The organism is uncultured Friedmanniella sp., from assembly GCF_964244285.1.
Lineage (GTDB): Bacteria > Actinomycetota > Actinomycetes > Propionibacteriales > Propionibacteriaceae > Microlunatus.
This window is the reverse complement of the sequence record NZ_CAXTHT010000002.1, coordinates 354,861-375,330: the sequence shown is the minus strand read 5'-3', so window position 1 is coordinate 375,330 and position 20,470 is coordinate 354,861. Positions and strand designations below refer to the sequence as shown.

20 protein-coding genes are annotated in these 20,470 nt (G+C 72.5%); 9 read left to right on the top strand and 11 right to left on the bottom strand.

Annotated features, from left to right (window positions below):
* The first annotated feature begins 37 nt into the window (after positions 1-37).
* From cofD to ACFE7W_RS06025, 3 genes are all read left to right on the top strand, one after another.
* Positions 38-1,033 (top strand): 2-phospho-L-lactate transferase, encoded by a 996-nt coding sequence (gene cofD, locus ACFE7W_RS06035; protein WP_375423888.1) that lies wholly within the window; start codon positions 38-40, stop codon positions 1,031-1,033.
* Between the two features lie 5 nt (positions 1,034-1,038).
* The gene (gene cofE, locus ACFE7W_RS06030; RefSeq protein ID WP_375423887.1) at positions 1,039-1,932 is read left to right on the top strand and encodes a coenzyme F420-0:L-glutamate ligase; all 894 of its coding nucleotides are present in this window, start codon (positions 1,039-1,041) and stop codon (positions 1,930-1,932) included.
* Between the two features lie 149 nt (positions 1,933-2,081).
* Complete coding sequence (locus ACFE7W_RS06025; RefSeq protein ID WP_375423886.1) at positions 2,082-2,822, top strand: DUF3105 domain-containing protein; 741 nt, start codon at positions 2,082-2,084, stop codon at positions 2,820-2,822.
* A gap of 49 nt (positions 2,823-2,871) precedes the next feature.
* Here the strand turns inward: ACFE7W_RS06025 and ACFE7W_RS06020 are convergent, their stop codons facing one another.
* Positions 2,872-3,951: a mannose-1-phosphate guanylyltransferase gene (locus ACFE7W_RS06020; protein ID WP_375423885.1), complete on the bottom strand. Its 1,080-nt coding sequence runs from the start codon at positions 3,949-3,951 to the stop codon at positions 2,872-2,874.
* Between the two features lie 53 nt (positions 3,952-4,004).
* Between ACFE7W_RS06020 and ACFE7W_RS06015 the strand changes: the two genes are divergently transcribed.
* From ACFE7W_RS06015 to ACFE7W_RS06005, 3 genes are all read left to right on the top strand, one after another.
* Positions 4,005-4,715 carry a TIGR03089 family protein gene (locus ACFE7W_RS06015; protein WP_375423884.1) on the top strand — a complete coding sequence of 237 codons (711 nt, stop codon included), beginning with the start codon at positions 4,005-4,007 and terminating at the stop codon, positions 4,713-4,715.
* A gap of 240 nt (positions 4,716-4,955) precedes the next feature.
* On the top strand, positions 4,956-5,990 hold the full coding sequence (locus ACFE7W_RS06010) for a sugar phosphate isomerase/epimerase family protein (protein WP_375423883.1): 1,035 nt from the start codon (positions 4,956-4,958) through the stop codon (positions 5,988-5,990).
* Between the two features lie 30 nt (positions 5,991-6,020).
* On the top strand, positions 6,021-6,701 hold the full coding sequence (locus tag ACFE7W_RS06005; protein WP_375423882.1) for a uridine kinase: 681 nt from the start codon (positions 6,021-6,023) through the stop codon (positions 6,699-6,701).
* An 81-nt stretch (positions 6,702-6,782) separates the two neighbouring features.
* Here ACFE7W_RS06005 and ACFE7W_RS06000 read toward each other — a convergent pair whose 3' ends face one another.
* From ACFE7W_RS06000 to ACFE7W_RS05955, 10 genes are all read right to left on the bottom strand, one after another.
* A complete protein-coding gene (locus ACFE7W_RS06000; RefSeq protein WP_375423881.1) occupies positions 6,783-7,190 on the bottom strand; it encodes a universal stress protein in 408 nt (135 codons plus the stop codon).
* Between the two features lie 191 nt (positions 7,191-7,381).
* Positions 7,382-8,128 (bottom strand): IclR family transcriptional regulator, encoded by a 747-nt coding sequence (locus ACFE7W_RS05995; RefSeq protein ID WP_375423880.1) that lies wholly within the window; start codon positions 8,126-8,128, stop codon positions 7,382-7,384.
* A complete protein-coding gene (locus ACFE7W_RS05990; protein ID WP_375423879.1) occupies positions 8,128-8,901 on the bottom strand; it encodes an IclR family transcriptional regulator in 774 nt (257 codons plus the stop codon). The genes ACFE7W_RS05995 and ACFE7W_RS05990 overlap by 1 nt, the downstream gene beginning before the upstream one ends.
* Positions 8,902-8,941: 40 nt before the next feature.
* The gene (locus tag ACFE7W_RS05985) at positions 8,942-9,832 is read right to left on the bottom strand and encodes a sugar phosphate isomerase/epimerase family protein (protein WP_375423878.1); all 891 of its coding nucleotides are present in this window, start codon (positions 9,830-9,832) and stop codon (positions 8,942-8,944) included.
* Positions 9,826-10,836, bottom strand: coding sequence for a Gfo/Idh/MocA family protein (locus tag ACFE7W_RS05980; RefSeq protein WP_375423877.1), 1,011 nt, complete (start codon positions 10,834-10,836; stop codon positions 9,826-9,828). Before ACFE7W_RS05980 ends, ACFE7W_RS05985 begins: the two co-directional genes overlap by 7 nt.
* Positions 10,833-11,726: a sugar phosphate isomerase/epimerase family protein gene (locus ACFE7W_RS05975; RefSeq protein ID WP_375423876.1), complete on the bottom strand. Its 894-nt coding sequence runs from the start codon at positions 11,724-11,726 to the stop codon at positions 10,833-10,835. The genes ACFE7W_RS05980 and ACFE7W_RS05975 overlap by 4 nt, the downstream gene beginning before the upstream one ends.
* Positions 11,723-12,739 (bottom strand): Gfo/Idh/MocA family oxidoreductase, encoded by a 1,017-nt coding sequence (locus ACFE7W_RS05970; RefSeq protein WP_375423875.1) that lies wholly within the window; start codon positions 12,737-12,739, stop codon positions 11,723-11,725. The genes ACFE7W_RS05975 and ACFE7W_RS05970 overlap by 4 nt, the downstream gene beginning before the upstream one ends.
* Positions 12,740-12,803: 64 nt before the next feature.
* On the bottom strand, positions 12,804-13,736 hold the full coding sequence (locus ACFE7W_RS05965; protein ID WP_375424211.1) for a transketolase family protein: 933 nt from the start codon (positions 13,734-13,736) through the stop codon (positions 12,804-12,806).
* Positions 13,737-13,741: 5 nt separating this feature from the next.
* Positions 13,742-14,683 carry a transketolase gene (locus tag ACFE7W_RS05960; protein WP_375423874.1) on the bottom strand — a complete coding sequence of 314 codons (942 nt, stop codon included), beginning with the start codon at positions 14,681-14,683 and terminating at the stop codon, positions 13,742-13,744.
* Between the two features lie 85 nt (positions 14,684-14,768).
* The gene (locus ACFE7W_RS05955; protein WP_375423873.1) at positions 14,769-15,956 is read right to left on the bottom strand and encodes a Gfo/Idh/MocA family protein; all 1,188 of its coding nucleotides are present in this window, start codon (positions 15,954-15,956) and stop codon (positions 14,769-14,771) included.
* 188 nt (positions 15,957-16,144) lie between these two features.
* Between ACFE7W_RS05955 and iolB the strand changes: the two genes are divergently transcribed.
* The 3 genes from iolB to ACFE7W_RS05940 are packed head-to-tail and all read left to right on the top strand — an operon-like array spanning position 16,145 to position 20,400.
* A complete protein-coding gene (gene iolB, locus ACFE7W_RS05950) occupies positions 16,145-16,987 on the top strand; it encodes a 5-deoxy-glucuronate isomerase (RefSeq protein ID WP_375423872.1) in 843 nt (280 codons plus the stop codon).
* A 39-nt stretch (positions 16,988-17,026) separates the two neighbouring features.
* A complete protein-coding gene (gene iolD, locus ACFE7W_RS05945; protein WP_375423871.1) occupies positions 17,027-18,901 on the top strand; it encodes a 3D-(3,5/4)-trihydroxycyclohexane-1,2-dione acylhydrolase (decyclizing) in 1,875 nt (624 codons plus the stop codon).
* The gene (locus ACFE7W_RS05940; protein ID WP_375423870.1) at positions 18,898-20,400 is read left to right on the top strand and encodes an NAD-dependent succinate-semialdehyde dehydrogenase; all 1,503 of its coding nucleotides are present in this window, start codon (positions 18,898-18,900) and stop codon (positions 20,398-20,400) included. Before iolD ends, ACFE7W_RS05940 begins: the two co-directional genes overlap by 4 nt.
* Positions 20,401-20,470 lie beyond the last annotated feature (70 nt).

Sequence of the window (20,470 nt, the reverse complement as noted above, 5' to 3'; positions counted from 1 at the left end):
CACGACCGGCCGTGCCGGCTCTGGGAGACTGGACGGCGTGCAGATCGTGGTCCTGGCCGGTGGCGTCGGTGGTTCGAAGTTCATCCAGGGGGTCCGTCGGGCCTACCCGGCGGCCGACATCACCGTCGTCGGCAACACCGCCGACGACATCACGCTGCACGGACTGCGGATCTGCCCCGACCTCGACACTGTGATGTACACCCTGGGCGGGGCGGGTGACCGCGAGCGCGGCTGGGGCCGGCTCGGCGAGAGCTGGCGGGTGCTGGAGGAGCTCAAGGCCTACGGGGTGGAACCCAGCTGGTTCTCCCTGGGCGACCTCGACCTCGCGACCCACCTCACCCGGACCCAGATGCTGGCGGCGGGCTACCCGCTCTCCGCGGTCACCGAGGCCCTGTGCGCCCGCTGGCTGGCCGATGACCCCCGGCTGCACCTGGTGCCGATGAGCGATGACCGGGTCGAGACCCACATCGTCATCGCCGCGCCCGAGGAGCCCTCGGGCCGGCGCGCCGTGCACTTCCAGGAGTACTGGGTGCGGCTGCACGCCGAGCCGGAGGCGCTGGAGGTGGTCCGGGTGGGGATCGAGGACTCCCGTCCCGCCCCGGGGGTGCTGGCCGCGCTGGCCTCGACGGACCTGGTCCTGCTGGCGCCGAGCAACCCGGTGGTCTCGATCGGCCCGATCCTGGCCGTGCCGGGCCTACGGGAGGCGCTTCGCACGACCTCGGCTCCGGTCGTCGGCTTCGCCGGGATCCTGGGCGGCGCCCCGGTGCTGGGGATGGCGCACCGGCTGCTGCCGGCCATCGGCGTGGCCGTCGACGCCGGGGCGGTCGGTCGGCACTACGGCGCGCGCCGACGGGGCGGCGTGCTGGACCTGTGGGTGATGGACGACCAGGACGCGGCCTCGACCGGACCGCTCGCCGGGGACGGTCTCGCCGTCGCGCTGGGCGACCTGGTGATGGCCGACGCCGACGCCACCGCCACCTTCGTCCGGCGGGCCGTCGAGGCGCTGCCCACCGGCTCCGCGCCGGCGGCCTGACCCGCGTGCCGCCCCGTGACCCGGTGATCACCGTCTTCGCCCCGACCGGCATCGGTGAGGTGACCCGGGGGGCCGACCTCGCCGAGGCCGTCCTGACCGCCGCCGCCGCCGACCCGTCGGGCCCGCTGCAGGCCGGGGACGTTGTGGTGGTCACCTCGAAGATCATCAGCAAGGCCGACGGCCTCGTCCGCGCCGGACACGACCGTGAGGCGGCGATCACCGAGCAGACCGCGGCCACCGTCGCCCGGCGCGGGGCCACCCGGATCGTCCGCACCCGGGCCGGCCTCACCGTCGCCGCGGCCGGCGTGGACAACTCCAACGTCGCATCCGGGACCGTCCTGGTGCTGCCGGAGGACGCCGACGCCCGGGCCGCGACCCTGCACGCCGAGCTGACCCGCCGGACGGGGCTGCCGCTGGGCGTCGTCGTCTCCGACACCGCCGGGCGGGCCTGGCGGCTGGGCCAGACCGACCACGCCATCGGGGCGGCCGGGCTGAGGGTGCTCGAGCGCTACGCCGGCCGCCAGGACCCGTACGGCAACGACCTGCAGGTGACCGCCATGGCCGTCGCGGACGAGATCGCCGGCGCGGCCGACCTGGCGAAGGGCAAGCTGGCCGGCCGGCCGGTGGCGGTGGTCCGGGGGGTGGCCCACCTCGTCCAGCCGGTCGGCCTCCCCGACGGCCGGGCTGCCGACCTCATCCGTCCGCTCGAGCAGGACATGTTCAGCCACGGGACCCGGGAGGCGGTGCTCGTCGCCGTCCTGACCGCCACCGGCCAGTCCGACCGCTACGAGGAGCTCGTCGCCCTCGACGGTCCTGCCCTGGCCGCCGCGGTCCTGACCGGCACCGATCTCAGCGCCGACGCCGAGGCCCTGGTGAGTGCCCTGTTCGTGCGGACCTGAGGCCGCAGCAGCTGGACCGCAGCCCCGGAGGGGCAGCGGACGTCCCACCGTCGGAGGCTCGCCGTGACGGGCCGGGGCTGCCAGTCCCAACGGCTAGACTCTGCGCTTCCTGTCCGCGGGAAGCCCAGCACGTACGAGGAGATCTACCGGTGGCCAAGTCCCCCAAGCCCGCTGCGGGTACCAGCCGACGCGACCGGCTGGCCTCGTTCGAGGCTGCGCGCCGCTCGGAGCAGCGGCGGCGCACGGTCGGGCTGCTGGTGATCTGCGGCGTGCTGGCCCTCGCGCTGCTGGCCTACCCCGTCTACCTCTTCGTCGACGACTACGGCCAGCGCAACGCCAAGATCGGCGACTTCGGCGTCGCCGCGGCCGCCGCCGGCTGTGACTCGGTGGCCTCGCACGTGGCCACCGGCAACCAGGAGCACGTCGCCGAAGGCACCCAGGTCACCTACGACCAGACCCCGCCCGACTCCGGCAAGCACTACCCCAGCCCGGCCGCGTTCTCCAAGCACTTCTACACCACCGACGACCGGCCGGCGGTGGAGACGCTGGTGCACAACCTGGAGCACGGCTACACCGTGGTCTGGTACCGCGCCGACGCCCCCAGCAAGCAGGTCGACGCGCTGCGCAGCATCTCCAAGACCTTCTCCAGCGACGACTACGACCCGACCCAGAAGTTCATCGCCGCGCCCTGGAGCGACAGCGACGGGCCCGGCTTCCCGGCGGGCAAGGATGTCGTGCTGACGCGCTGGACCGCCGACCCGGCCAACCCGGGCGACACGGCGACCCAGAAGGGGGTCCGGCAGCCCTGCTCGAGCGTGAGCGGCGCCGCGATCGCCGACTTCATGACGACGTACCCCTCGACCAGCGCCCCGGAGCCGAACGGCGCCTGAGCCGCTCGGGGTCGGTACCCCGGCGGACCCACCTCAGGCGAGCCGCGGCTCAGGCGTAGCCGCGACCCAGCCGGCTGGTGACCTCGGCGACGAGCTCCTTGATCCGCTCGGCGTCGGTGACCGGACAGACCAGGGTGATCTGCGGGGTCTGCACGATCACGGTGTCGCTCAGCCCGACGACAGCGACGACCCGGCCGTCCTCGGACTGGTTGATCACCAGGTTGTCCCGCGCATCCACCAGCACACTGATGCCCTGGGTCGCGTTCCCATGATCATCTCGCGGCAGCTGCTCGCCCAACGAGGCGAAACCGCCCACGTCGTGCCAGGTGATCGGCAGCCGGACTCCCAGCACCCGCGCCGATCCGCGGCCCTGGGAGACCGGCTCCATCACGGCGTAGTCCACGCTGATCTTGACCAGCTGCGGGTAGATGATCTTGAGCTGGTCGGGGTGCGCGGCGAGGTCGCTGACCAGCTGGTGCGTCCCGGGGTGCAGCAGCCGCAGCTGCTCGAGCAGCGTCGAGGCCCGCCAGACGAACATGCCGGCGTTCCACCAGTAGTCCCCGGAGGCGAGGTAGCTCTCGGCGGTCTCCCGGTCGGGCTTCTCCCGGAACTCCTCGACCACCGACACCTCGGGGTGCCCGGCCAGCACCGCGCCCTGGCGCAGGTAGCCGTAACCGGTGTGCGGGGTGGTCGGGACGACGCCGAAGGTCACCAGCGCGTCCGGGTGTTCCTCCGCCACCGTGAAGCCCTCGGTCACCGCCTCGCGGAAGCTCTCCACCGGGTGCATGATCTGGTCGGCGGTCACCACCGCGACCACGGCCTCGGGGTCGCGGGCGGCCAGCACCGCAGCGGGCCAGGCGACCGCGTTGAGGGAGTCCCGGCCCTCCGGCTCACCGAGGATGTTCCCCGCCGCCACCTCGGGCAGCTCGGCCGCCACCACGTGCGCGTAGTCGGCCCCCGTGCAGACCAGGACGTTCTCCGCGGGCACCAGCCCGTCCAGCCGCTCGAAGGCGATCCGGAGCAGGCTCTTGCCGCCCAGGACCTTGAGCAGCTGCTTCGGCATGTCCTGTCGGGACAGCGGCCACAACCGCTTTCCCGAGCCCCCGGCCATGATCAAGACGTAGCGCATGGGCGACAGGGTAGCGAGGCTGGGCGTGCTCTCGACGCCACTACGATGCCGACGTGACGGACCTCATCCCCGCCCTGCTGAGGCGCCGGGCGCGTCGCGCCGGGGCCGATCCGCTGCTCACCTACTACGAGCCGGCCACGGCGACCCGGATCGAGCTGTCGGCCGTGACGCTGCTCAACTGGGTCGACAAGACCTCCCACCTGCTCGACGAGCTGGGCGTGGGGGCCGGGGACGCCGTCGAGCTGGCCCTGGCCACGACCGCTCCCGGGCACTGGGTCACCGCGGTCTGGCAGCTCGCCTGCTGGCAGGTCGGCGCCCCGGTCGTGGTGGGTCCCGGGCTCGCCGAGCCGCGGCTGCGGGTCACCGGTCCGGACTGGGCCGCCGCCGACCTCGACGACGGGGCCGAGCTCGTCGCCTGCTCGCTGCACCCGCTGGGGCTGCCGCTGCCCGAGCCGCCGCCGCCGCACGTCACCGACTACGCGCTGGAGGTGCGCGGGCAGGCCGACACCTACCCAGCCCGTCCCCCCGCCGCCACCGCGCTCGCCTGGCTGGACGCCGACCGCCGGCTCACCCAGGCCGACCTGCTGGCCGGCGCCGCAGGCGCCCCAGCCCGTCGTCTCGTGCTGTCGGGCACGCCGTGGGAGACGGCGCGGGCCGCCGTGGTCGCTCCGCTGCGCGACGGCGGGTCGACGGTGCTGGTCGCGGGCGGGGCGACCGCGGACCAGCTGGCCCGGATCCGCCGGGACGAGCGTGCCGAGCTCTGAACGGCAGCCGGGTGCGAGCGTCGCCGGGCAGCGCCCGACACCTCTTGACGACATTCCTTGCCGACCCTCGATTCATGTCAGAACATATGCACAAGGTACGGGGATGGCCGGGTTGGTCAGGGACCCGAGGATCACCCCAGCCCGTGCCGACGACGAGAGGAAGTTCATGATCTGCTCGCCTCGCGCCGGAGCTGACGTCGCGGATCAGCCTGCCTACGCTGTCCGGGCAGGAGCCCCGCGATGAGGTTCGGCGTCTACGACGCGATCCTGCACGACCGGTCCCTGCCCGAGGCCATCGCAACGGTCGCCGGGCTCGGGCTCACCGGGATCGAGCTGAACTCGGGCGGCTTCCTGCCCCCCGTGCATCTCCCCACCTTCGACGACATCCTGGCCTCCGACACCGCCCGGGATGACTTCCTCGGCCTGTTCGAGGACACCGGGGTGCAGCTCGCGGGGCTGAACTGCAACGGCAACCCGCTGCACCCCGACCCCGCCATCGGGCCGGCGCACGCCGAGGACGTCCGACGCAGCCTCCGGCTGGCGAACCGGCTCGGTGAGCACCGGGTGGTCACCATGTCCGGGCTACCGGCCGGTGAGCCCGGGGGCGCGCGACCCAACTGGATCGTCAACGCCTGGAACTCCGGCGCCCTCGACGTCCTCGAGCACCAGTGGGGCGTCGCGGAGCAGTTCTGGCGCGAGATCGACCGCGAGGCGGCCGACCTCGACGTCCGCGTGGCCCTCGAGCTGCACCCCCAGAACCTCGTCTTCAACCCGGCGGGCATCCGCGAGCTGGTGGAGCGCACCCGGGCGACCCACCTCGGGGTGGAGCTGGACGCCTCACACCTGTTCTGGCAGTGGATGGACCCGGTGGCCGTGGTCCAGGATCTCGGACCGCTGGTGTTCCACGCCGCCGCGAAGGACGTGCGGATCAACCCGGCCGCGGCCGTCCACGGGGTGCTGGACAACCGGTTCCGCCGACTCAGGCCCGACGAGCCACGCACCAACCTCGGCGGTGACGAGTGGGCGAACGAGTGGCCTCGGGAGGCGGCGTGGGACTTCGTCGCCCTCGGGCGCGGCCACGACGCCGTGTTCTGGTCGACGTGGCTCGCGGCCCTGCACGCCGTCGACCCCGCGATGGCGGTCAACATCGAGCACGAGGACACCAGCCTGGGCCGGATCGAGGGCCTCGAGGTGGCCGCCGGCGTGCTCCTGGACGCCGCACGGCGAGCCGGTATCCACCAGGCCCCCCGTGCCGGACTGACCGGGCCCGAGTGACCGTGGCGGACTAAGCGCGTCGGACCTACCGTGCCGCTGCTGCTGCCGCGAGGCGAGCCCGCCGCCGAGGGCTGGCGGGCGGTCGAGCATCACGAGCTGGTCGAGCTCGTCGTCCGCGCCGTCGGACGACCACAAGGTCGTCCCGGCATCGTGGCCGTCGACGGCAGGAGCGGCTCCGGCAAGTCGACCGTGGCTGCGCGGCTGCAGGCGGCCGTCCCCTCCTCCGCCGTGCTGGCCACCGACGACCTGGCCTGGAACGAGCCGTGGTTCGGGTGGGGCCATCTGCTGCGGCAGGTGCTCGTGACCCTGCACCGCGGAGAGGGTGTGCGGCTGCGGCCGCCCGCCTGGGTGGCCCACCGGCGCGAGGGCGCGGTCGAGGTCCCGGCGGGCCTCGACCTGGTGGTCGTCGAGGGCGTCGGCTCCAGCCAGCGGGAGCACGCGGAGCTGCTGGACTCCACGGTGTGGGTCCAGTCGGACCTCGCCGAGTCCGAGCGGCGCGGGATCGCCCGTGACGTCGAGCACGGCGGCAACGGCGACGAGGAGCAGAGCATCGCCTTCTGGCGAGAGTGGATGAGCCACGAGCTCCCCTTCCTCGCCGCGCAGCAGCCGTGGCGGCGGGCCGACCTGGTCGTCGCAGGCACGCCGGTGGTACCCCTGCGGCCCGGACAGGTCGCCCTCACGCGCGGTCCGCTCGGCGGAGGGCCGGCCTGACGGCCGACGCTGATGGCCCGGTCGGGCTGAGTCGGTCAGTCAACGCATCGAGGTCACCGCTCCGACCGGCGAGGCAGCCTCTCAGGGTGCGGGCTTCACCACGAGCACCGGGACCTCGGCCTCCAGGATCAGGGTCTGGGTGATGCTCCCGAGCAGGAACTTCCCGACCGGGGAGCGACGGCGGGCCCCGATGACCAGGATCGAGGCACCGGCCGCGGCGGCCAGCTCGAGGACCTTGGACGCCACCTGGTCCTCGCCCACCCCGAGGTGCAGCTGCCAGGAGAGGCCGGGAGCCTCCGCGACCGCCAGGGCCTTCTCGACCTCCTCGGCCAACCCCTGCCGGTAGGCCTCCTCCACGTCCAGGTCGAGCGCCTCGACGACGTGGAGGACAGCGAGGTCGACCCCGCGCTGAGCGGCCTCCCGCGCCGCGACCTCCAGGGCGATCTGGTTCGACGCGGACGTGACCTGGTGGGCAACTGCCACGGTCATGGCTGGGCTCCTTCGGTGAGTGGTGCTGGACCGGCGTGGTGCGTACGGCCTGGGCGACGGCAGCGGCGACGCCCGGGTCGAGGACGCTCGGGAGGCCTCGGCAGCCTTACGCTTGCCAGGTTATCGCTCACCGGACATGCCGTGCAACAGGTGATAGCGAGCGACGCGGGTGGGCCGGCGGTACTGGTCGGTCAGGCGTCGACGCTCAGGTGGGCCGCGCTGGCGTGCAGCGCGGCCACGAGGTCGGTCTGCCCGCCACGGATGTCGGTCGCGAGCCCGGCGAGGGAGAGCGACCCGCGTAGCGTCCCGTCGGGCGCCAGGAGGGGGACGCCCAGGGCCCCAATGCCCACGGTGACGTCCTCGTCGGACACGCTGTGGCCCAGCCTGCGGGTGCTCGTGACGTCGTGCGCGAGCTGCTCGGCGGTGGTCAGGGTGTGCGGAGTGAGGAGCGGGAACGGGGCCTGGTGCAGGTACTCCTCCAGCGGCTGGGCCCGGAAGGCCAGCGTCGCCCGTCCCGCGGCGCCGGCGTAGAGCGGCAGCGTCCTGCCGGGCTTGAGCGCGAGCACACTGATCCCCCGGCCGCGGGACCAGTCGATGCAGAGCGCGTGGTCTCCGACGGGCACGCTGAGGTAGGTCGTCTGCCCCGTCCGGTCCGACAGCGAGTCCAGCACCGACCGCGCCTCCGCCCACTCCTCCAGGCCGCCCCGGGTCGCGTCGCTCAGGCGGAGGCAGCGCAGGCTCGCGCGCACCCGGCCGTCCCCGCCGACCTCCACGAGCCGGGCTTGGGTGAGAGCCTCGGTGAGCCGGTAGACGCTCGCCCGTGGCATGTCCACCTGCTCGGCGACCTCGGCGATGCTGAGCGGGCCCTTGGCGGCGACCAGCTGGACGACCTCGGAGGAGCGCCGCAGGATCCCCATCGGCCGGCCGTCGTCGGCCATCAGAGCTGCTCCCCGCCCAGGGCCGCGCTCGACTCCGCGGCGGCCTGCCGCAGCAGGGCGACATTGCGGTCGACCTCGGCTCCGAGCACCTGGGCGGTGAGCCCACTGATCGAGAGCGCACCTTCGACCTCACCGCGGTGGTTGAAGACCGGGGCCCCGAGCGCCGCGACGCCGGGGGTGACGTCCCCGTCGGAGACGGCGAAACCCTGGGCGCGGGTTCGGGTGATGTCGGAGTCGATGGCGGCCGCGCCGGGCCTGGGCGGGTCCTCGCGGAAGAGGCCGGTCTCGGCGAGCGCATCCTCCTGCTCGGCGTGGGACAGGAACGCCAGCAACGCGCGTGGAGCCGCGCCGGCGTACAGCGGCAGCGAGCCGCCCAGCTGCATGGCCAGGGACTGGACGGAGATCCCCTCCACCCGCTCGAGGCAGACGGCCCGTGACCCGCGGCGGACGCAGAGGAAGCTGGTGGCCCCGGTGGTCGCGACCAGGGAGCGCAGAGCCGGGAGGCAGGCCTCGCGGATGTCGAGGTGGTCCTCGAGGAAGCCGCCGATGGTCATCCAGGTGAGGCCGAGGCGGTAGGGTCCCCGCTTGGCCGGCCGGTCGACCCAGCCGATGGCCGTCAGGCTCTGCATCAGCCGGTAGACCGAGCTGAGGGGCTCGCCGAGCGCGGCGGCCAGCTCAGCCGCGCCGGTCGGCCCCGACGCCTCCAGGATCTCCAGGACGGCGCCCGCCTTACTGATCAGCTCGAGACCGCCTGCGTCCCGGTCCCGGTCCATGGTGGACGTCAGTGTCGCACGCCTGACCAGCGGCCGCACCTCATCCTCGGTCCGGCGCGGCCCGGCGGTCGGCCTCGGCAAAGCAGCGGAGGACGCCGTCCCGGGCCCGGGCGAGCGCCTCGGGGACGGGCAGCCGCCGGAACTGCGACGACATGTGCTCGACCCCCCACGGCCCCGCGTACCCGAGCGCACGGACCTGCCGGATGAACTCGGGTACGTCGAAGACCCCCTCCCCGCAGACCAGGCGGTTGTCGAAGGTGTCCTCGAGGTCGGTGCCGACCACCACGTCGCGGCCGTCGTCGAGCTCGACCCCGAACACCCGGTCCAGCGGCAGGGTCTGCGGGATCACCGCGTAGTCGCTGCCGCCGCGGTAGGCGTGCCAGATGTCGACGATCAGGCCGCCGTTGGGGTGGCCGACGTCGGAGACGAAGCGGATCGCCTGGTCCGTGGTCTTGACCCAGTGCGAGAACGGGGTGTTCTCGAACGCGATCCTCACCCCCACCTCGGCCCCGGCCCGGGCCAGGGCGTCGAACCCGGTGCACAGCTGCTCGTAGCTCACCGGCCTGCCGTCGTCGTCGGCCCCGACCTTGATGTTGTCGACGCCGAGGGCGGGGCAGGCCTCGAACAGGTCGGCCCGCGCCTGGTCGGACTGCCGTCGGAGGTCGCCGTCGGTCCACCAGTTGGTGATCCACTCCAGCTGGACCGTGGTGATGCCGTGCTCACGCAGACTGGCGGCGACCGCCGGCAGGCCGATCGTGTCGCGCGCGACGACGAGGTCCTCGCGGGTGAGGCCGAAGCCGGTGTAGCCCGCTGCGGCGACGGCCGCGATGCGCTCCCGGACGTCGAGCGGGCTGGTGAGGAGCCCCCGGAAGGGCACGACGTTGCCGGCCGAGGTCCAGCACGCGGCCAGCAGCGCGGGCCCGTTCACCACGGTGCCGCTCCCGTCCCGCGCGGCTGCATCCCGGCCGCCTCGTAGCAGGCGTCGACGAGCCGCATCGTCGCAACCGTGTCCGCGGTCGTCGTGCGGTACGGCCGACCCTCCCGCACCGCGGCGACGAACGCCTCGAGCTGGTGGCTGTAGGTGGACCGGCGGTCGAGGTGCTCGGTGTGCTCGACGCCGTCGACGGTGATCGTGAGCCGGTCGTCGTCCTGCGGGTGGATGAAGTCGGCGAACCGGGCGGATCCCCGGGCGCCCGTCACCTCGATCGTCATGTCGAAGGCGGGCGCCGCCATGTCGATGTGCCCGTAGGCCGGGACGCCGTCGGCGAGCCGGAGCTCGACCTCGAACGCCTCGTCGACCTGGAGCCGGCCCGCCCGTTCGGTGGCCGTCGCGCCGACCAGGATCGGCTCACCGCCGCGCAGCGCCGAGACCGAGCGGACCACGTGCAGGCAGTAGCAGCCGAGGTCCATCAGGGCCCCGCCCGAGAGCTCCCAGGACCAGCGCAGGTCCCCGTCCGCAGGAGCCGGCATCGCCATCGTCACGTCGAGGCGACGCAGGTCGCCGATGACCCCACCGGCCACGATCTCGGCCAGCCGGGCGAACTGCGGGTGGTAGGCGTAGTGGAAGCCTTCGAAGACGGTCAGCCCGCTCCCCTGGGCCGCCCGGTGGACCTGCTCGGCCTCGGCGGCGTTGCTCGCGCCCGGCTTCTCGGTCAGCACGTGCTTCCCCGCGGCGATGGCGGCCAGGTTCCAGGGAGCGTGGGCGCTGTTGGGCAGCGGGTTGTAGATCGCCTCGACCGCCGGGTCGGCGATGACCTGCTGGTAGCTGTCGTGCACGGCGGCGATCCCGTGCCGACGGGCGTAGGCCTCGCTCCGCGACCGGTCCCGGGTGGCGACCGCGACCAGTCGGACCCCCAGCTCCTCGGCGGGTCCGAGCAGCGACACGTCGCTGATCCGGGCCGCGCCCAGCACCCCGACGCGCAGCGGCTCGCTCATGCCCCGACCTGGTCGATGGGGCTGGCCGCCTCGGCGAGGCAGGCCAGCGCCGCCTCCCGGGCCCGGGTCAGGGACTCGGCCAGGGGCAGCGAACGCGAGGTGGCCGACATGTCCTCCACCCCCCACGGCCCCGACCAGCCGATGGCCCGGACGGCGGCGATGAAGCCTGGGACGTCGAAGTCGCCCTCCCCACAGGGTCGGCGGCGGTCGAAGGTGTCCTCGAGCAGGGTGCCGACGACGGCCTCGTCGCCGTCGTCGAGCTCCACCCCGACCACGTAGGCCAGCGGGAGCGTCTCGGCGATGACGCCGTAGTCGGTGCCCCCGCGGTAGGCGTGCCAGATGTCGAGCACCACCCCCGCGTTGGGGTTGGCGACCTCGGTCACCAGCGCGATCGCCTCCTCCGTCGTACGGATCCGGTAGGAGAAGGGCGTGTTCTCGAAGCCGATCCGCACCCCGAAGCGCGCGGCGTCCTCAGCCAGGGCGTCGAACGCGGCGCAGAAGGGGGCGTACTCGACGGGAGCGCCCTCGTCATCGGCTCCGACCTTGATGTTGTCGACGCCGAGCACGGCGCAGGCCTCGAACAGGTCCGCCCGGGCCCGGTCGGCCTCCCGGCGCCGCTCCCCGGAGGCCCACCAGTCGGTGAGCCGCTCCAGCTGCACGACGGTGATGCCCGACTCCCGGAGCGCCGCGGCCACCGCGGGCAGGCCGATGGTGTCGCGGGCGAGGACCAGGTCCTCGCGGGTGAGGCCGAAGCCGGTGTACCCCGCCTCGGCCACCGCCCGGATGCGCTCCCGGACGTCCAGGGGGCTGGTCGGGCCGTTCCGGAAGGGCACCACGTCCCCGGCGGAGGTCCAGCACGCGGCGATCAGGTCCGGCGCGGGGCCGGTCATGCCGGGCTGGGTGTCGGCCGCAGCTCGTCCATCCGGACCGGTCGGTGCTGGCGCCGTGACAGGTCGGCCGCCTCGGCGATCCAGCCGACCTCGACCGCGTCAGCGACCGTGCACGGGGAGGGCCGGTTACCGGCGACGACCTCGGTGAAGGCATCCAGCTCGGCCCGGAACGCGTCGGCGAACCGGTCCATGAAGAAGCTGTGCGGCGTGCCACCCGGGAAGGTCACCCCCGGCTCCGTCGACCGGATCGGCCAGTGCTCCTCCACACCGGCGGCCAGGCTGTCCTTCGAGCCGTGCACCTCGAGCCGGACGTCGTAGCCCCGGGCGTTGTAGCGCGAGTTCGACACCACGGCCAGCGCGCCCGAGCCCAGCGTCAGCACGGTGGCCGCAGTGTCCACGTCGTCGCTCTCGGCGAAGATGGCGGCGCCGGAGTTCGAGCCGGTGGCGTAGACCTCGACGACCTCCTGCCCGGTGACGTAACGGACCGCGTCGAAGTCGTGGACGCTGCAGTCGCGGAAGATCCCGCCCGAGGCGCGGACGTAGCCATCCGGAGGCGGGGCGGGGTCGAGCGTGGTCGAGCGGACCGTGTGCAGCCAGCCCAGGCTGCCGTCGGCGACCGCCTCGCGCGCGGCCGCGAACGCCACGTCGAACCGCCGCGGGTAGCCGATCTGCACCTCGACCCCGGACCCGGCCGCGCGCCGCAGGATCTCCTCGCTCGCGTTCGGGTCGCTGGCGACCGGCTTCTCACAGAAGGTCGGCAGCCCGGCCCCCAGGGCGGCCAGGATCAGCTCCGGATGCGCGCTGGTGGCCGCGGCGATCACCACCCCGTCGACCCCCGCGCGCAGCAGCGACTCCGGGCTGTCGGCAGCCTCGGCCCCCAGCCGCTCGACGGTCTGAGCGACCAGGGCGGGGGCCGCGTCGTAGACGACGAGTGAGTCGACCTGGGGCAGGGCGGTCAGCGTGGTGGCGTGGAACGCTCCGATCCGGCCGAGACCGATCAGACCTAGACGCATGGGAAAACCTCTTCGTGGAGAGCTCTGGGACGACGAGTTGAACGGGCTGTGGCGGCTGACCGGGTCAGGCCGGCACCCGGGAGCCGAGGATATCGGCGACCCGGGACGCCACGAGCTCGGCCGACAGGCCGTGCTTGGCGAGCATGAAGTCGTTGCCCGCCGACTCACCCCAGGTGTCCTTGACGCCGAGCCGTTCGATCTGCGGGGCGGGGCCGGCCGCGGTCAGCACCTCGGCGACGAGTCCGCCCAGCCCGCCGAGGACCGAGTGCTCCTCGGCGGTCACGACCAGGTCGTAGCCGGCCAGCTCGGCCCGCAGGGCGTCCTCGTCGAGCGGCTTCAGGCACCCGACGTGGAGGACCCGCGCCTCGGTGCCGCCCGCCGCCAGCTGCTCGGCGGCAGCCAGGACCCGGCCCGTCTGCGGGCCGGTGGAGACCAGGGCGACGTCGGGCCCGTCCCGCAGCCGGTGCACCGCACCGGGTGTGAAGGTGTGGTCGGCGCCGAACAGGTCCGGTACCGCGTCACGCACGATGCGCAGGTAGACCGGGCCCTCGTAGGACTGGGCCCAGTCCATCATCGCCAGCAGCTCGACGCCGTCGGCCGGGGACAGCACGGTCATGTCCGGCATCGCCCGCATGATCGCCAGGTCCTGGACGTCGAGGTGGGTCTTGCCGACGGCACCGATCAGCAGCCCCGAGTACGACCCGACGATCTTGACGTTGGCGTGGCTCTGCGCAACGAGCATCCGGACCGGGTCGATCGCCCGGTGGGTGAAGAACACCGTGAACGACGACGTCCAGGGGACGTAGCCGACGCTGGCCAGGCCGGCGGCAGCACCGATGAGGTTCTGCTCGGCGATGCCCATCTGGAAGAACCGGTCCGGGTGCGCCTTGGCGAACTTGTCGACCTTGGTCGAGTTGGCCAGGTCACCGTCGAGCACGACGGTCCGGGGGTCCTGCTGCCCGAGCTCGACCAGCTTCTCGCCCCACACGTCCCGCATCGCCTTCACGCCCCTGCTCCGGTCTTGCTCAGCTTGTGGTCGAGGACGTCGAGCTCGTCGGCCTCGAGCTCGCGCCGAGCCCGCTCGAAGTCCTCCTCGGTCGGCACGATGCTGTGCCAGGTGTAGGCCCCCTCGGCCAACGAGAGACCCTTGCCCTTCACCGTGTGCGCCAGGATGACGGTCGGGCGGCCCTGGGCGTCTCCGGCCCCGGACAGGGTGTAGGCACTCTTGATCTGGTCGTAGTCGTGGCCGTCGATCTCGACCACGCGCCAGCCGAAGGCGTGGAACACCGCGGCGAGGTCCACGCCGAACCAGGGGTCGCGACGGTCCCCACGGTCGGTCCGCGTCGTCTCGTCCGACGACGGCAGCCCGAACTGCTGCAGGCCGTTGCGGTCGACGATCGCGGTGAGGTTGGTGAGCTTGTACCGCGCAGCGGCCTGCACCGCCTCCCAGACCATGCCCTCCTGGATCTCCCCGTCGCCGAGCAGGACCCAGGTGTGGAAGCTCTGGCCGCCGAGCCTCGCGCCGAGGGCCATGCCGACCCCGACCGAGAGACCCTGGCCCAGGGAGCCGGTGGAGGAGTCGATGCCGGGCAGCCGGGTGACGTCGGGGTGGCCCTGCAGCCGCGAGTCACCCTTGTCGAAAGTCGCCAGCTCCTCGAGCGGCAGGTAGCCGCGCAGGGCCAGCACGGAGTACAGACCGATCGCGGCGTGGCCCTTGGACAGGATGAACCGGTCGCGATCGGGGTCGCGCGGCTTCTCGGGGTCGACCTTCAGCTCGCTGAAGTAGAGGCTGACCAGGAGGTCCATCATCGACAGCGGTCCGCCGATGTGGCCGGCCTTCGCGTTCGTCACGGCCTTGATGACCTGCCAACGGGCCTGCTGCGCGACCGTGGCCAGGTCGGCGCCACGGTCGTGGTCCTGCGGGACGACATCGTCGGTTGTCAAGCCTGTCACCTTGGTCCCTTGGTCGGAGGATCGTTCCCAAACACTATCGCACTGCGGACGCTGCGTCCATCAAGCGATAAGAGAGTCACTGGGGGACGACGACCCACCGACGCTCGGCCGCGGACCGCTCGACGGCGTCCAGCACCTCGCTGACGCGCCAACCCTCCTTGAAGTCCCCGTCGGGCGTGCGGTCCTCGGCGAGCGCGCTCAGCCACTCGTGAACCTCGATGGTCTTCAGCTCGTGGACGCCCAGCGGGACGCCGGCGAACGGCCAGAACGCTCCGTAGTCGCCGTGGCTCGGACCGAGCTCGACCTCCCGGTAACCCTTCCGGTCGACCGGGTCCCCGCTGAGGTAGAGCCGCAGGGTGTGGATGTCCTGCTGGACGAACTGCAGGGCACCTCGGCTGCCGATCAGCTCGATGCTCTGGTGCCAGGTCCGCCCGGTGGCCACCCGCGACGCCTCGATGTGCCCGCTGGCCCCGTTGGCGAACTCCACCAGGAAGGTGGTCGCGTCGTCGTTCTCGACCTCGTGGCGCGGTGCCCCGAGGTCCGCGCCGCTCCCGTAGCCGAAGACGCCCGTCGGTTCGGGGCGGGCTTTGATGAAGGTACGGCTGAGCCCGGAGACCGCGCTGATCGGGCCGACCAGGACGTGGGCGAGGGAGATGATGTGGGCGCCGAGGTCGCCGAGCGCGCCGGTCCCGGCGCGCGCACGCTCGAAACGCCAGGTGAAGGGGACGTTGGGGTCGCTGCACGCGTCGAGCACGAAGCTGCCGGAGAAGGTCCAGATGTCGCCGAGGGCGCCCTCGCGCACCAGGCGGCGGGCCTCGGCGATGGCGGGGTTGCGCAGGTAGTTGAAGCCGACCAGGGTCTTGACCCCCGCCGCCTCCGCCGCCTCGTACATCTCCTTGGCGTCGGCGGCGCTCAGGGCGAGCGGCTTCTCGCAGTAGACGTGCTTGCCGGCCGCGATCGCGGCCATGGCGATCTCCTTGTGCAGGAAGTTCGGCGTCACGATGTCGACCACCTCGACCTCCGGCGCCGTGACGGCCTCGCGCCAGTCGACCGTCCAGCGCTCGTAGCCGAGCGACTCCGCACCGCGTCGGGCCAGGTCCTCGCTCGCGTCGGCCAGGACGGTGAACCGCGGCCGGAAGGGCGTGGTCCCGTAGACGCTCTCGACGTTGCGGTAGCCCATGGTGTGGGACTTCGCCATCAGGCCGCTGCCGATCATCGCGATGCCCAGCTCGGGTACGGACGAGGTGACTTCCTGCAAGGTCATCGGAAACTCCGGTGTGTCGATGGGTGAGCTCTGGCGCCCGGTGAGGCGCAGGTTCGGTATTTACCGTTGGGTGGACAACGCGTCCGTCCAACGATACATTGACCCGCGTCGGGGAAACAAGCGGCCCACCGCCTGCCCGACAGGCACGTCCTGGAAGGTTCACCGGAGAACGGAAGGTCACCGACCGCATGAGCACCCCGCAGATCCTGGCCAACGGCTGGGAGCAGATCCAGCCCGCCGACGCGGGTTGGACCTACATCTCGCTCGCGGTACGGACCCTCGCGGCGGGCGAGACACTCGAGCTGCCGGCGAACGACCAGGAACGGGCGCTGGTGCCGCTCTCCGGGGTGGCCGATGCCCGCTCCGACGATACGAGCTGGACCTTCGGCGGCCGGGCGTCGGTCTTCGACGGGCTGGGTCACTGCCTGTACCTCCCCCGCGACACGGCCGTGACCGTGACCGCCACGACGCCGCTCGAGCTCGCTGTGGCGCAGGCACCGGCGACCGAGCGGCACGAACCGGTCCTGGTCACCCCGGACGACGTCGACATCGAGCTGCGCGGGGGCGGCAACGCCTCCCGCCAGGTCGGCAGCCTGATGCTCCCCGCCTTCCCGGCCGACCGGCTGCACGTCATCGAGGTCTGGACCCCCGGGGGCAACTGGTCGAGCTACCCCCCGCACAAGCACGAGCACGACGTCGAGGGTGAGTCCGAGCTCGAGGAGACCTACTACTACCGGCTGCGCGACCCGGAGAACGGCTGGGCGGTCCAGCGGGTGTACAGCCCGGAGCGCGACTTCGACCTGACCCAGACCGTGCGCGACGGGGACCTGCTGCTGATCCCGTGGGGCTACCACACCACGGTCGCCGCGCACGGACAGGACCTCTACTATCTCAACGTCCTGGCCGGACCGGCTCCGAAGCGCACGCTGCAGGCGTTCCAGGACCCCTGCCTGCGCTCGAGCCAGGACACCTGGCCCGAGGACGGGATCGACCGCCGGCTCCCCTTCATCCCCCGTCACCCCGCCGCCTGACCCCACGCCCGCCCTCCTGATCCGCGGAAGGACCCCGCAGTGCCCCACACCAACCCCACCCAGCGGCTGACCACCGGCCAGGCCGTCGTGAAGTTCCTCGCCGCCCAGCAGGTCGAGCGCGACGGCACGACGTCGCCGTTCTTCGGCGGCGCCATCGGCATCTTCGGCCACGGCAACGTGGCCGGCATCGGCCAGGCCCTGCTGCAGTACCGGAAGGACTTCCGGCTCTACCAGGCCCGCAACGAGCAGGGCATGGTCCACATGGCGACCGGCTACGCGAAGGCCAAGAACCGGCTCGGAGCGCTGGCCTGCAGCACCTCGATCGGCCCCGGCGCGACCAACATGATCACCGGCGCCGCCACGGCCACGGTCAACCGGCTGCCGGTGCTCTGCCTGCCCAGCGACATCTTCGCCAGCCGTCGCACCGGCGCCGTGCTCCAGCAGCTCGAGTCCACCTCCTCGTGGGACCACTCGGCCAGTGACGCGTTCCGGGCCGTCTCGAAGTACTGGGACCGGATCAACCGGCCCGACCAGCTGCCGACCGCCCTGCTCGAGGCGATGCGCACCCTCACCAGCCCGGCCGACACCGGTGCGGTGACCATCTCGCTGCCCCAAGACGTCCAAGCCGAGGCGTGGGACTACCCCGTGGCCCTCTTCCGCGAGCGCGTCTGGCACGTCGCCCGGGCCCGCGCCGACCGCGCCGCCCTGCGTCGCGCCGCCCAGATCATCAGCGCGGCGAAGCGCCCGGTGATCATCGCCGGCGGCGGCGTCATCTACGCCGCCGCGACCGAGGAGCTCGCCACCTTCGCCGCCTCGACCGGCATCCCGGTCGGGGTGACGCAGGCCGGCAAGGCGAGCCTGCCCCACGAGCACCCCCAGATGGTCAACGCGCTGGGGGCCAGCGGCTCGGTGTTCGCGAACGCGCTGGCGAAACAGGCCGACGTCATCATCGGCATCGGCACCCGGTACACCGACTTCACCACCGCGTCGAACACGCTGTTCACCCACCCGGACGTGCAGTTCGTCAACCTCAACGTCACCGAGCTCGACGCGCTGAAGGAGTCGGGGACCGCCCTGGTCGGCGACGCGCGAGAGACCATCGTCGAGCTGGGTGAGCTGCTGTCGGGCCACACCGTCGACGCGGCCTACCGGGCCGAGGTCGAGAAGGCCGCCGACGACTGGCGGGCCGAGGTCGACCGCATCATCGAGGTCCAGGACGCCCCGACCCTGTCCCAGGCCGAGGCGATCGGGCTGGTCAACGCGGTCGCCGGCGACAAGCACCTGGTGGTCAACGCGGCCGGCTCCATGCCCGGGGACCTGCACCGGCTCTGGCGCCCGTCCGACCCCAAGGCCTACGACCTGGAGTATGGCAACTCCTGCATGGGCTACGAGGTCGGCGGCGCGCTCGGCGCGAAGATGGCCGACCCGGACCGCGACGTCTTCTGCTTCATCGGTGACGGCACCTTCCTGATGTCGAGCCAGGAGATCATGACGGCGGTGCAGGAAGGGCTCAAGCTCACCATCCTGCTCGTCGACAACTACGGCTACGGCTCGATCGCCGCGCTGTCGGAGACCCGCGGCTCCCAGGGCTTCGCCTGCCGCTTCAACTACCGCGGCGAGGACGGCCAGTTCACCGACGACCGGATCGGGGTCGACCTCGCGGCCAACGCCGCGAGCTACGGCGCGACCGTGCTCAAGGCCGAGACCGCCGACGAGCTGAAGGCGGCCCTGCAGGAGGCCGGCAGCATCGAGAACACCGTGGTCGTCTACATCAAGGTCGACGCCAAGGGTCGCTTCGGCGGCTCGGGAGCCTGGTGGGACGTCCCGGTCTCGGAGGTGTCGGACCTCGAGAGCACCCAGCAGGCGCGCAAGGAGTACGAGGAGCAGGTCAGCGAGCAGAGGCTCTACCTGTGACCACCTCCACCCAGCTCGGCCCCATCGCGTTCGAGGCGCACGCGACCAGGGTCGCCGACGTCGTCGCCAAGGTGCCCACCGAGCTCATCGTCGGTGGGGTCGCCCGGCCGGCCTCCGACGGCGCCACCTTCGACGTCCGCGACCCCGCCACCGGGGAGGTGCTGGTCGCGGTGGCCAGCGGCAGCGTGGAGGACGCGATCGCGTGCGTCGACGCCGCGTCGGCCGCCGCCAGGTCCTGGGCGGCCACGGCACCGCGGCGCCGCTCGGAGATCCTGCAGCGGACCTACCAGCTGATGGTGGACCGGGCCGACGAGCTCGCACTGCTGATCACGGCGGAGAACGGCAAGGCGCTGTCCGACGCCCGCGGGGAGGTGCTCTACTCGGCGGAGTTCTTCCGCTGGTACGCCGAGGAGGCCGTCCGCATCCGCGGCGACATCCAGGTGGCCCCCGGCGGGGCGAACAAGATCATCGTGCTGCGGCAGCCCGTCGGCGTGGCGGTCCTGGTCACCCCCTGGAACTTTCCCGCCGCCATGGCCGCCCGCAAGATCGCCCCGGCGCTGGCCGCCGGGTGCACCACGATCCTCAAGCCCGCGAGCGAGACCCCGCTGACGGCGTTGGCGCTGGCCGCGCTGATGGAGGAGGCCGGCGTTCCGGCCGGGGTCGTCAACGTGTTGCCGTCGAAGCAGTCCGGCCGCGTGGTGTCGGCGATGCTGGCCGACCCGCGGGTCCGCAAGCTGTCCTTCACCGGCTCCACCGAGGTCGGGCGGACGCTGCTCAACGTGGCGAACGAGCACATCGTGAACTGCTCGATGGAGCTCGGCGGCAACGCGCCGTTCGTGGTGTTCGACGACGCCGACCTCGACGCCGCCCTCGAGGGCGCGCTGATCGCGAAGATGCGCAACGGTGGCGAGGCCTGCACCGCCGCCAACCGGTTCTACGTCCAGGCGGGGATCGCCGAGGACTTCAGCTCCCGCCTCACCCAGGCCATGGGCGCCCTGACGGTCGGGCCCGGCTCGGCCGCCGGCGTCCAGGTCGGCCCGCTGGTCAACGCGGCGACCCGCAGCAAGGTGGCCGAGCTCGTCGAGGGTGCGGTGTCCGGCGGCGCGACGGTCCGGGTGGGCGGCTCGACCACCGACGGTCCGGGCTACTACTACCCGCCCACCGTCTTGACCGACGTCCCGGCCGACGCCGAGATCCTCCGCACCGAGATCTTCGGACCGGTCGCTCCCGTCACGACCTTCGAGACCGAGGAGGAGGCCGTCGAGCTCGCCAACAACACCGAGTACGGACTGGTGTCCTACGTCTACACCGCCGACCTCGCGCGCGGGCTCCGCGTCAGCGAGCAGATCGAGGCCGGGATGGTCGGCCTGAACCGCGGGCTCGTCTCGGATCCGGCAGCCCCGTTCGGCGGGGTCAAGGAGAGCGGCCTCGGCCGAGAAGGAGGGGTCGAGGGTCTGCACGCCTTCACCGAGACCAAATACATCGCCGTCGACTGGTGACACCACGTACTACGCCTGACATTATGTTATGACAAAGCTGGCTTCGAGCCACCGACGAAAGGTCTAATCA

Excerpts from the sequence above, each read along its gene's own strand:
- ACFE7W_RS05975 (WP_375423876.1), bottom strand. The coding sequence starts at position 11,726 with ATGACCGGCCCCGCGCCGGACCTGATCGCCGCGTGCTGGACCTCCGCC.
- ACFE7W_RS05995 (WP_375423880.1), bottom strand. The coding sequence starts at position 8,128 with ATGGCCGACGACGGCCGGCCGATGGGGATCCTGCGGCGCTCCTCCGAG.
- ACFE7W_RS05980 (WP_375423877.1), bottom strand. The coding sequence starts at position 10,836 with ATGAGCGAGCCGCTGCGCGTCGGGGTGCTGGGCGCGGCCCGGATCAGC.
- ACFE7W_RS05970 (WP_375423875.1), bottom strand. The coding sequence starts at position 12,739 with ATGCGTCTAGGTCTGATCGGTCTCGGCCGGATCGGAGCGTTCCACGCC.
- ACFE7W_RS06010 (WP_375423883.1), top strand. The coding sequence starts at position 4,956 with ATGAGGTTCGGCGTCTACGACGCGATCCTGCACGACCGGTCCCTGCCC.
- iolB (WP_375423872.1), top strand. The coding sequence starts at position 16,145 with ATGAGCACCCCGCAGATCCTGGCCAACGGCTGGGAGCAGATCCAGCCC.
- ACFE7W_RS06000 (WP_375423881.1), bottom strand. The coding sequence starts at position 7,190 with ATGACCGTGGCAGTTGCCCACCAGGTCACGTCCGCGTCGAACCAGATC.
- ACFE7W_RS05955 (WP_375423873.1), bottom strand. The coding sequence starts at position 15,956 with ATGACCTTGCAGGAAGTCACCTCGTCCGTACCCGAGCTGGGCATCGCG.
- ACFE7W_RS06020 (WP_375423885.1), bottom strand. The coding sequence starts at position 3,951 with ATGCGCTACGTCTTGATCATGGCCGGGGGCTCGGGAAAGCGGTTGTGG.
- ACFE7W_RS05990 (WP_375423879.1), bottom strand. The coding sequence starts at position 8,901 with ATGGACCGGGACCGGGACGCAGGCGGTCTCGAGCTGATCAGTAAGGCG.
- ACFE7W_RS05965 (WP_375424211.1), bottom strand. The coding sequence starts at position 13,736 with ATGCGGGACGTGTGGGGCGAGAAGCTGGTCGAGCTCGGGCAGCAGGAC.